The sequence below is a fragment of the Moritella sp. genome (assembly GCF_033791185.1).
In the GTDB taxonomy this organism is placed as follows: domain Bacteria; phylum Pseudomonadota; class Gammaproteobacteria; order Enterobacterales; family Moritellaceae; genus Moritella.
The window spans coordinates 1-11,077 of the sequence record NZ_JASJHF010000328.1 but is presented as its reverse complement, the minus strand read 5'-3'; the positions used below and the strand labels follow the sequence as shown (position 1 = coordinate 11,077).

At 42.7% G+C, this 11,077-nt stretch carries 10 protein-coding genes; 6 read left to right on the top strand and 4 right to left on the bottom strand.

All coding sequences use genetic code 11. The features are described from left to right. On the bottom strand, window positions 1-456 hold a 456-nt coding region (locus tag QNK26_RS18775; protein WP_319225669.1), incomplete at its 3' end, for a lipid A-modifier LpxR family protein. A 198-nt stretch (window positions 457-654) separates the two neighbouring features. On the opposite strand from QNK26_RS18775, the gene QNK26_RS18770 reads away from it, so the two are divergent. After that, window positions 655-2,676 (top strand): PhoX family phosphatase, encoded by a 2,022-nt coding sequence (locus QNK26_RS18770; RefSeq protein ID WP_319225667.1) that lies wholly within the window; start codon window positions 655-657, stop codon window positions 2,674-2,676. 137 nt (window positions 2,677-2,813) lie between these two features. Then, the gene (locus tag QNK26_RS18765) at window positions 2,814-3,155 is read left to right on the top strand and encodes a Fis family transcriptional regulator (RefSeq protein ID WP_319225666.1); all 342 of its coding nucleotides are present in this window, start codon (window positions 2,814-2,816) and stop codon (window positions 3,153-3,155) included. 1 nt (window position 3,156) lies between these two features. On the opposite strand, the gene QNK26_RS18760 is transcribed toward QNK26_RS18765, so the two are convergent. Beyond that, window positions 3,157-4,290, bottom strand: coding sequence for a multidrug effflux MFS transporter (locus QNK26_RS18760; protein WP_319225664.1), 1,134 nt, complete (start codon window positions 4,288-4,290; stop codon window positions 3,157-3,159). Window positions 4,291-4,443: 153 nt separating this feature from the next. Here QNK26_RS18760 and QNK26_RS18755 point away from each other — a divergent pair, with 153 nt between their 5' ends. Continuing rightward, window positions 4,444-5,226, top strand: coding sequence for a helix-turn-helix transcriptional regulator (locus QNK26_RS18755; RefSeq protein ID WP_319225662.1), 783 nt, complete (start codon window positions 4,444-4,446; stop codon window positions 5,224-5,226). 60 nt (window positions 5,227-5,286) lie between these two features. After that, on the top strand, window positions 5,287-5,532 hold the full coding sequence (locus QNK26_RS18750) for a Rho-binding antiterminator (RefSeq protein ID WP_319225672.1): 246 nt from the start codon (window positions 5,287-5,289) through the stop codon (window positions 5,530-5,532). 79 nt (window positions 5,533-5,611) lie between these two features. On the opposite strand, the gene QNK26_RS18745 is transcribed toward QNK26_RS18750, so the two are convergent. Together QNK26_RS18745 and xseA are read right to left on the bottom strand one after the other, a co-directional pair. Continuing rightward, window positions 5,612-6,805: a methyl-accepting chemotaxis protein gene (locus QNK26_RS18745; RefSeq protein ID WP_319225661.1), complete on the bottom strand. Its 1,194-nt coding sequence runs from the start codon at window positions 6,803-6,805 to the stop codon at window positions 5,612-5,614. 139 nt (window positions 6,806-6,944) lie between these two features. After that, window positions 6,945-8,258, bottom strand: coding sequence for an exodeoxyribonuclease VII large subunit (gene xseA, locus QNK26_RS18740; RefSeq protein ID WP_319225670.1), 1,314 nt, complete (start codon window positions 8,256-8,258; stop codon window positions 6,945-6,947). 230 nt (window positions 8,259-8,488) lie between these two features. Here xseA and guaB point away from each other — a divergent pair, with 230 nt between their 5' ends. After that, the gene (gene guaB, locus QNK26_RS18735) at window positions 8,489-9,952 is read left to right on the top strand and encodes an IMP dehydrogenase (RefSeq protein ID WP_319225660.1); all 1,464 of its coding nucleotides are present in this window, start codon (window positions 8,489-8,491) and stop codon (window positions 9,950-9,952) included. A 113-nt stretch (window positions 9,953-10,065) separates the two neighbouring features. Further along, a partial coding sequence (guaA, locus tag QNK26_RS18730; RefSeq protein WP_319225658.1) for a glutamine-hydrolyzing GMP synthase occupies window positions 10,066-11,077 on the top strand: 1,012 nt, incomplete at its 3' end.

Here is an 11,077-nt window from a genome sequence, read left to right as displayed (position 1 = left end):
ATTTGGAACATCAGATCCGGTAATGCTATGCACAAGTTTTTGTGCCTGATCTGCAAATGAATTTTCGCCTGTAGCACCAAACGTTAAGTTAAATCGCTGCGTTTGTTGTGGATGAAGGCTAATGAAATTAAATTCAGCATGAAAATAACCCGCATAAGGGCGGTCGTTAGCGGTAGGTTTCGTCGCTTCAATATCTGAAGGCGTCCACATTTTATGACCAAGCGTGAACTCTAGCTTATCTAAAGCAGAGGCTCGCCATATTGATAGACTTAAAGGCGTCAGTATCGAAGGTGCGTCTATTGCACCGGAAGTATATGAGAGAAAAATACCGTTGGTATAATCTTGGTCAACGCCATAGATGCCATCATTATCGAGGGCGAATGTGATGGTGGAACGCTCAGACGCGGCCACACTTGAAGAAGCAATCATGAATGCAAAGAGAATGCGTGACGTCATTTTACCACCATAAATGAAACCTATTATTAACAATATAGCATCATCTAGGCATGTGTGAGAGTTCGGAAAGTCACTCAGAGCTGATTCTCTGTGGTATTGAATAAAAGCTTATAAAAAACATCACATTTCTGAAACATAAAACACACAAACACTTGTTAGTTTATAGCGGTCTTAAACAATAAGTGAGCATATGGAACCATGAGCAAGGATACGTTCGACCCAACTAAGTATAATAATAGCCATAACGAACCATTTTCAGCCGTTTTGGATAGAGAGCTATCGCGCCGCAGTATATTAAGAACGGGTGTCGGTATGGCTGCTGTGGGGATGCTAAGTAGCGTCGGTTTAACGGGCTGCAATAGCAGTGATACAGCCGTTGATACAGTAACGCCTACACTTGGTTTTGATTCAATCCCGGGGGCTAAATTAGACGCTGTCGTTGTACCAAAAGGTTACACGGCACAAGTGTTTGCACCTTGGGGCACACCGCTGAATGATGTTGCCCAAGAGTGGCAAGCAGATGGTAGTAACACCGCTCTCGATCAAGCTAATTCATTGGGTATGCATCACGATGGCATGCATTACTTCCCATTAAACGGGAGTTCTACCGATGGCTTATTATGTATTAATCACGAATACATAGATCAAACTGCATTACACCCAACAGGGCCTAGCAAAGATGGCAATGGCTTACGCATAATTGTCGACGAAGTACGTAAAGAAATTAATGCCCATGGCGTGACTGTAATACGAATCAAGTTAACCAATGGTATTTGGGATGTGGTAAAGAATGATAGCCACAACCGCCGCTTTACTGGTGCTACGGTGATGGATATTCGCGGTCCGGTTGCTGATAAAGCATTACTCGAAACGGCTTTCTCTGCAGAGGGGGATAAAGTACGTGGTACGTTGAATAATTGTGGTAATGGTTATACACCATGGGGCACTTATCTGACTTGTGAAGAAAATTGGCCTGGTTACTTCGTCAATACTGGTACGCAAACACCCGATCAGGAACGTATCGGTATTGATGATAACAACACGCGTTATGGCTGGGATGATTTAGCCGGTCATCTTGATGAAGTAGCCGATGAGTTTAGCCGTTTTGATATTACGAACAAAGGCGCGAGCGCGAGTGATGACTACCGCAATGAAGCCAATGGTCACGGTTATATTGTTGAAATAGACCCTTATGATAATCAATCTCGCGCAGTGAAACGAACAGCTCTCGGCCGCTTCCGCCATGAAGGCTGTGTTTATGGCAAAGTGACAGCAGGCAGCCCAATCGTATTCTATTCTGGTCATGACTCTCGCTTTGAATACATCTATAAATTTGTTTCAGATGCGCTGTGGGATCCCGCTGACGCGACTCGAACAGATCGTTTAACTGTGGGTGAAAAATATATGGATCAAGGCACGCTATATGTCGCGCGTTTTGACGATGACGGTGTTGGTGTTTGGTTGCCATTAACAATGAACAGTACGACGACTCAAGGTGGCACACTTGCTGATACCTTCTCAAGCTTGGCTGGTATTATTCTTAATACTGCAGGGGCTGCGGATCTTGTCGGTGCGACACCAATGGATCGCCCTGAATGGGCGGCTGTTGATCCTGTTAATGGCGCGGTTTACATGACGTTAACCAATAATACTAAGCGTACTACGGAAACCAATCAGGCGAACCCAAGATTAAATAACAGTACTGGCCATATTATTCGTTGGCAAGAAAGCGACAATGCAACGCAATTTAACTGGGATATCTTTGTGTTTGGTGCTCCAGAAAATGGTGCACCTGACGTGAATATTTCTGGATTAAAAACGTTAAATCAATTTGCTAGCCCCGATGGATTAGCATTTGATGCTCGCGGTATCATGTGGGTGCAAACCGATAATGGTGCCCCTGAATTAACGCAATACACTAATGATCAGATGTTGGCTGTAATACCAAGTCAGTTAACTACAGCTTCGGGTGAGCTAGATACCATCAACAGTGATAACCAAACGGCGCTAAAACGCTTTTTTGTTGGTCCAAATGGCGCGGAAGTAACGGGGTTAGCGTTTAGTCCCGCACAAACAGATCTGTTCTTGAATGTTCAGCATCCAGCCAACTGGCCGTATAGCAGTGATGCAACAGTGGTCACACCGGCTAATACCAGTATTCGACCGCGTGCCGCAACGGTGATTATTCGTAAAAATGATGGTAGTGAAATTGGGGTTTAATTAACCCCAGTATTTTGATAGTCAGATTTGTTATAACAGCTAGCGTAACCAGCCTTCGGGCTGGTTTTATTGTTTATAGCGTCTGATTTACGGTAGGATAGTGCTATCAACATTTAGAAACGAACAGCTGGCCGAACATGACTAAAACAGAAAAGAAAATTGATAACAATTTATGCAAAGTACTGACCAATGTTTGCGAAGATGTAAAAGAGGATCTGCAGGGATTCCAATGGCTAACACATACCGTTAATTACGCGAACTTTCCGGCATCGTTAAAAATAATTTGTGTGTTTGCGACCAATGCTGATATTGCTCAGTTAACTACATCAAAACAAGACCTGCGTTTGCAGGGGTTATTGAGCCAAGCGCTTAACGCGGTTGATGTGAAACTCAAGAATATCAGCAAGCAAGTGAAATTCGACAGTGAAGAAAATTGCACTCGCGATAACGCCGGTAACTGGACGAAACGTTTAGGTTAACTTAGCGTTTGTTGTTATTAAGCTGAACAGTACAGATTAAGATAATGACAGCCGCGAGGATCAGCACCAAGCCTAGGTTATTTAATATCCCTGTGACCGCCAATCCTGCCCCTAACAGTAAATAATAGAACAAGCCAAATACTGCGCCTGCAGAGCCTGCCACGTCTTTATATTGCGCGAGTGCGTGAGCAAGAATATTGGGGATGGCAACACCATAGCTCATCACGACAATTAGCATAGGGGCTAATAACCAGACACTGTCTTGCAGTAAATAAACTCCGACACTGCCACACAATACTAAACTACAGGCTAAACGTAGTAATGACTGTGATGTATAGTGGGCTTGTAGCAAACGTTTGTTAAGCAAGCTGCCCAGTAAACTACCACACGCTAATGCGATGCCGGTGTAGCCAAATTCAATCGAACTAAAATCGAGTCTGTTAAAGATAAATGGCGCCAGTGAGTAATAGCTAAATAACACCAAATTAAACAGGGCGACCAAAATAGCGTTGTAACGAATGTCACTGTCTTTCAGCATTCGCATGAGTAAAGTCATTAAGTTAACTTTTACTATCTTGTCTGGGCGCGTTTCGGGCAATGCTTTAAGTGTCACTATAAATAATAATATAGCCAGTATAAGTAACACTGAAAATACGCCCAAATGACCCGTGTACTCAGCGATAAAGCCACCTGATATTAAACCGATAACCGGACTCAGTGAGATTCCCATGCCCATTAGCGTAAACACTTTAACTAAATCATGACCGTTATAGCTATCTCGCAGCATAGTTTGAGTCACGACTGAACCGACTGCTGCGCCAAATGCAGACGTAAATCGGGCCACCATCACCATATTAAAATCCGTAGCGACTAGCGCCAATATAGACCCTAACCCGTAAGTGCATAAGCCAATTAGCATAGCCGGTCGACGGCCAATCAGATCGGCGATACGTCCCCAAAAGATGACACCCAATGCAAATGCGCTAAAGTAGATAGACAAGGTTTGCGTCGCGGTATGAATGCTGACATCGAAACTGTTTGCAAGGTGTGGCAATACCGGACTGTAGATGGTTTCGACAATTTGTGGAAACATCATTAAAGCCAATATAAGGCCTATGTGGGGTTTTTTATTCATACTTTTTGCTCCAGTACATCAGTATTCATCACATCATAGTTGTTTATGCGTTAATACGATGGTGCTAATTATTATTAATGTGCGGTCATTATAGTTATGATGGCTTTTCGCATTACAAACATTAGAACAATAAACATCAAAAATAGGACAAGCATGGCAAGTATTTCAGAAGGCCAGCCATTTAATGCGGATACGTTAACCAATCAGGTCATAGGTATTGCCACGGATATTGGTCAGCATGACTCGGGTATGCACAAGCACAATAAAGGTCAATTATTATATGCACCCGTAGGTTGTATCAGTATTACCCTCGATGACATGCAATCGGTATTACCGCCGACACGTGCTGCTTGGATCCCTGCGGGGATGATGCACTGCGCGCGTATGCGTAATGTGGTGGCGTACCGTTCATTATATTTCAGCGCAGAGCTGGCGACGTTATTACCGACGATTATGTGTATTGTCGAAGTGAATGTATTATTACAAGCACTGATTGAACGTATGGCATTTTGGGATTGGGATAAACCGGAACTAGAACAAGCCAATACCCTAGCGTTATTTTGTGACGAACTGGCTGTGGCCCCTGTGCAGCAGTTACACCTACCGTTACCACAAGATCCACGATTACAAACATGGTTAACGGCGCTAATGGCAAATGACTTGCCTCCGCAACCACTAAACTTATTACAAGCGGAGGTGGGTGCTAGTGGTAAAACCATAAGTCGCATATTTTCTCGGGAAACTGGTATGCCTTATCAAGCGTGGCGGCAGCAATGGCGGTTGCTTAATGCCATCGAGCGATTAGCGGAAGGCCAGCGTATTTCGACGGTCGCATTCGATTTAGACTTTACCAGTGATAGCGCGTTTATTAGTTTTTTTCGTCAGCATACAGGCTCAACACCAGCGAAATATCTACGCTATAACGAACACCGCTAATGTCGGACGAATACAGAGATAATATAGCTAAAACAAGGGTAATCATGATGAGGAGTTATGATGATTAAATGCGAACAATATGACTACATTGAAATAGTATGTATGCACCGATACCCAATTAAATTAATCCTTAAATCAGGTATTGAAATCGAGGGCGTCGGCGTTGATACAAAGCGTAATGACGCTCGAGAGGAGTGTATAGAAATGCACATCGATGGCACGGTTCAATTGATTGTGCTTGATACGATATTAACACTTGCAGTAACCGTCGCTAACCCACATTTTAAGCTCGTTACTTTTGATTAGGGCTGCGGTAAAGACAACAAAGCCTTGTTGGCGATAAACAAACAAGGCTGATGTTCTGTGCTAGTCAGTGATTGATATTTTATAAATTAAACTTATCTACCACATCTTTTAACTCTGTATTCATGGTCCCGAGCTCATGAGTCGTGGTTGTGGTATGTTCTGCATTATTTGATAGTTCGTTGACGATGAGTTGTATCTCAGTCATGTTTCGCGTTACTTCGGTACTAACGGTACTCTGCTCTTCTGCTGCAGACGCTATTTGAATCGTCAGTTCACTGATGGTTGAAATAGCCGCTTCCATATTATTGAGATCTTGATTTACTTCTTGGGTATCTGCGGCCGTGGTTATACAGCGCTCTTTGGTTTTATCCATCGCAGTAACAACGGCATTAACACCCGAATTAAGCTTTGCCAACATTGCATTAATTTCAGATGTACTGTTTTGTGTACGTGCCGCCAATGCTCTGACTTCATCGGCTACCACGGCAAAACCACGACCTTGTTCACCGGCGCGCGCTGCTTCAATCGCCGCATTTAATGCTAATAGGTTGGTTTGTTCAGCGATTTCACCTATCACGGTTAACACCGCACTGATTTGCTGAGTATGTAGCGCCATACTTTCGATGTTGACGACGGTGTCTTCAACATCATCAAGTAATGTCTGTACATTACTTGATGCGCGCACCACTGTTGATTTAGATTGAGAAACGGAGTCATGCACTTGTTGAGTGGACGTCGCAGCTTCTGCGGCGTTAGTTGCCACAATATTTGCCGTGGTACTCATTTCTTCCATCGCGGTTACTGCTTGCTCGGTTTCTTTCACATGACCTAAAATAATGCAGTGTGTGAGTTGTGTTTGATCTTCGACTTGTATTAACGAATCCGAAATTTTTACTGATGAATTATTCACGGATAGCATTAATGTGTGCAAGTAGTTAATAAAGTTATTCACTGAGTGACCAATATCGCCAACTTCATCGTTTGCTTTAATGGTCACGCGAGTCGTTAAATCAGCATTACCTTGGGACAGTAAGTCAATATGTTCACGTAATACGATTAGGCGTTGTGATAAACGTCTAAATATAAAATAGCAAAAACCAATCATTGCCAGCATGAGCGAGAGTTGACCTGCAAGGATAATGGATAGAATAAGGGATTCATTTTCGAGTAACAGTGGCGAGACAAACGTTTTAATACCTATGGTTGTTAGCCCCATAACGACTAAAATAAATGCAATGAAATAGGAAGAGTAAATGGTTTTAATCGATTTCATGTTTGACTGCCTTGTAATATCTATGACTGTTAGCTAGGTTACCGACCATGCAGCCGATATCACGAGATCTTATTATCAACGATTTATAATTTAAATGTTTGATTTGAATCACATATTAAAACTTAATTTTAAGGGCGAATTAAGATGGGTCTATGGTCGACTGTATTTCACCATCGGTAAAACGGGTAATTAACTTATCGCCAGGTTTCAGTTTACTCACTGATGTGATGACTTGGTGCTTGTCATTTTGGGTTATTGAATAACCGCGTGTCAGGGTTGCCAATGGGCTGACTGTTTGTAGTTGTTGCACCAAGTTTTGTAATTGATTTTGTTCCTGTTGTAGGCGGCGTTGCATGGCACTGTGTAAACGCGCCTGTAAGTTAGCTTGTTGTTGCTGCATTGCCGTTAGTTTATGTACTGGAGAACGAGACTGTAAGCGACCCGTTAGTTGGCTTAAGTGTAACTTCTGCTTACTAATATGACGATTAATGGCTTGGTTCAAGCGTAAGTTTAGTTCATCGAGTTTTTGACTTTGCTGCTGCAGTTTATGCTGCGGGTGCTGACTCATCAAAGATTGCTGTAAGTAGCGTTGTTGATGTTGTTTTCTTGCTAGCTGATTTTGTATGGCTTTGTTTAAACGGTTGCTAAGGTTCGTCACTTGCTGTTGTAAATGGGCTTGATCTTGGCTGACCAATTCTGCCGCTGCAGAAGGTGTTGGGGCGCGCATATCGGCGACGAAATCAGCGATAGTGACGTCGATCTCGTGGCCAACAGCGCTGATAATTGGTAATTGACTGTTAAAAATGGCTTGTGCTACAGAGGCTTCATTAAAGCACCATAAGTCTTCTAAGGAACCACCACCACGACCAACAATTAACAGGTCGACTTCGTTACGTTGATTGGCAATATTAATGGCATTAACAATCGCTGGAGCAGCTTGTGCGCCTTGTACTAACGTCGGATAGATGATCACCGGTAAGTTCGGACTACGACGCTCTAGTACGGTTAGAATATCATGTACCGCCGCGCCTGTTGCCGAAGTGACAATACCAATGCGCTTAGCATGTAACGGCAGGGCTTGCTTATGGGCTTGGGCGAAATAGCCTTGTGCATCTAACGAGGCTTTTAGCTGTTCGTACTGTTGTTGTAATAAACCATCCCCCGCAGGGCTTAATGATTCAATTACTAACTGATACTCGCCACGGGGTTCGTACATAGTCACACGTACTTTGGCTAATACCTGCTGACCGTTAGCAGGGCGAAATGTCACTCGACGGTTGTTACCTTTGAACATCGCGCAGCGTACTTGTGAGCGGCTATCCTTAAGGGATAAATACCAATGCCCAGAAGCGGGCGCCACAAAATTAGATATCTCACCGGTTAACCACAAGGTGCCCATCTCAGATTCAATCAGTTGCCTAACGCTGGCATTTAAGTGAGTCACTGTATAAATATTTTCATTGTTCAAAATAGGGCTCTCTAAGCGTTAAGCGGTTAAAATTAGATGGAATAATGTCGACATATTGTAGCAGATTTGCTTTTTAATAGGCACAAAGATCAATAATAACTAGAAAAAGTTGAAATATAATTTGCTTTTACCTCAAACCATCCATATACTTCGTCCGCAATATTTGTACCAATTATGTCGTCCATTTTATACCTTTACAAGGTGAGATATTGCCCATGCTAAGAATTGCCAAAGAAGCCCTTACCTTTGATGACGTACTACTTGTACCTGCTCATTCAACTGTTCTACCGAACGATGCGAACCTAAAAACTCAACTAACTAAAAATATTAGTTTAAACATACCTATGCTTGCTGCTGCGATGGACACTGTAACTGAAGGTCGTTTAGCGATTGCGTTAGCTGAAGAAGGTGGTATTGGTTTCGTTCACAAGAACATGTCAATTGAGCGTCAAGCTGCAGAAGTACGTTTAGTTAAAAAATATGTAAGTGGTATTGTTGCTGAGCCCGTTACTGTAAAACCTGATATGACTATTGCTGATGTAGCTGAACTAGCTAAGCAATACGGTTTTGCTGGCTTTCCTGTAGTAACCGAAGCCAATGACCTAGTGGGTATCATTACTGGTCGTGATGTACGTTTTGTGGATGATTTAACTACCCTAGTTGAATCTGTGATGACGCCGAAAGATCGTTTAGTGACTGTTGGACAAAAGTCTTCTCGTGAAGAAGTACTTGGTCTTATGCACAAACACCGTATTGAAAAAGTACTTGCTGTAAACGCAGACTTTAAACTTACGGGTATGATCACGGTTAAAGATTTTAAACAAGCAGAGAAAAAACCAAATGCATGTAAAGACGAATTAGGTCGTTTACGTGTAGGTGCTGCTGTTGGTGCTGGTGGTTCTACTGCCGAACGTATCGACGCATTAGTAGAAGCGGGTGTTGATGTTCTATTAATTGATTCATCGCACGGCCACTCTCAAGGTGTCCTAAACCGTATTAAAGAAACACGCGCTGCATACCCTGATTTAGAAATCATCGGTGGTAACGTAGCAACTGGCGCAGGTGCTCTAGCACTAGTAGAAGCTGGCGTTAGCTGTGTTAAAGTTGGTATCGGCCCTGGTTCAATCTGCACTACTCGTATCGTTACCGGTGTTGGTGTGCCACAAATCACAGCGATTAATGATGCAGTAACAGCATTAGAAGGTACTGGTATTCCAGTTATCGCTGATGGTGGTATCCGTTTCTCTGGTGATATCGCGAAAGCACTTGTTGCTGGTGCAGCATGTGTAATGGTTGGTTCTATGTTCGCTGGTACAGAAGAAGCACCTGGTGAAGTTGAACTTTATCAAGGCCGCGCATACAAATCATACCGTGGTATGGGTTCATTAGGCGCTATGTCTAAGGGTTCATCTGACCGTTACTTCCAATCAGAAAACGCTGCTGACAAATTAGTACCTGAAGGTATTGAAGGTCGTGTTCCTTATAAAGGCAAATTGAAAGAAATCATCCATCAACAAATGGGTGGTATTCGTTCTTCAATGGGTCTAACTGGTTGTGCAACTATCCATGACATGAACACCAAAGCTGAATTTGTTCGTATTACTGGTTCTGGTATCACAGAAAGCCATGTTCATGATGTGATCATGACTAAAGAAGCGCCAAACTACCGTTCAAACTAAGTTAGTTTTAGCAAAATAGATAGTTCGAAACTGATAATTCAAGGGGAGACAAATGTCTCCTCTTACTATTATTATAAACATAACAACTAAATATATTTACAGGAATATCTTTAATGACCACAAATATTCATGAGCAAAAAATCCTAATCTTGGACTTTGGTTCTCAATATACGCAGTTAATCGCTCGTCGTATCCGTGAAATCGGTGTTTACTGTGAATTATGGACATGGGATGTAGATGAAGCGGCAATCCGTGAATTCAATCCAAACGGTATTATCCTTGCTGGTGGCCCAGAAAGCGTAACTGAAGCGGGTTCACCTCGTGCACCTGAATATGTATTCAACGCAGGCGTACCTGTATTGGGTATATGTTACGGTATGCAAACAATGTCTGAGCAACTTGGTGGCAAAGTCATCAAAGGTACTGGCGAAGGCGAATTTGGTTATGCACAAATCGAAATGCAAGCGCCTTCTGCGCTATTCAACTCTATCGAAGATGCAGTATCTGAATCAGGTAAAGCACTATTAGACGTATGGATGAGCCACGGTGATAAAGTTTCTGCTATTCCAGAAGGCTTTGTAACAGTTGCTAATACAGCGACTTGTCAGTTTGCTGCGATGGCAAACGAAGAAAAACGTTTCTATGGCGTGCAGTTCCACCCAGAAGTAACACATACTCGTCAAGGTGAGCGTATGCTTTCTCACTTTGCCAAAGACATTTGTGGCTGTGACGGACTTTGGACTTCAACTTCAATTATTGATGACGCGATTGCGCGTATGAAAGCGCAAATCGGTGATGATGAAGTTATCCTAGGTTTATCTGGTGGTGTAGATTCATCTGTTGTTGCTATGTTATTACAACGTGCAATCGGTGATAAGCTGACTTGTGTATTTGTTGATAACGGTTTACTTCGTTTAAACGAAGGTCAGCAAGTAATGGATATGTTTGGTGATCGTTTCGGTCTAAACATTGTTCACGTTAACGCTGAAAATCGTTTCCTAGAGCAAATGGCTGGCGAAAATGATCCTGAAACTAAGCGTAAAATTATCGGCCGTGTATTTGTTGAAATCTTTGATGAAGAATCGAAGAAATTAACCAATGCTAAATGGTTAGCGCAAGGTACTA

Excerpts from the sequence above, each read along its gene's own strand:
- QNK26_RS18770 (WP_319225667.1), top strand. The coding sequence starts at position 655 with ATGAGCAAGGATACGTTCGACCCAACTAAGTATAATAATAGCCATAAC.
- guaB (WP_319225660.1), top strand. The coding sequence starts at position 8,489 with ATGCTAAGAATTGCCAAAGAAGCCCTTACCTTTGATGACGTACTACTT.
- QNK26_RS18755 (WP_319225662.1), top strand. The coding sequence starts at position 4,444 with ATGGCAAGTATTTCAGAAGGCCAGCCATTTAATGCGGATACGTTAACC.
- QNK26_RS18750 (WP_319225672.1), top strand. The coding sequence starts at position 5,287 with ATGATTAAATGCGAACAATATGACTACATTGAAATAGTATGTATGCAC.
- QNK26_RS18760 (WP_319225664.1), bottom strand. The coding sequence starts at position 4,290 with ATGAATAAAAAACCCCACATAGGCCTTATATTGGCTTTAATGATGTTT.
- QNK26_RS18765 (WP_319225666.1), top strand. The coding sequence starts at position 2,814 with ATGACTAAAACAGAAAAGAAAATTGATAACAATTTATGCAAAGTACTG.
- QNK26_RS18745 (WP_319225661.1), bottom strand. The coding sequence starts at position 6,805 with ATGAAATCGATTAAAACCATTTACTCTTCCTATTTCATTGCATTTATT.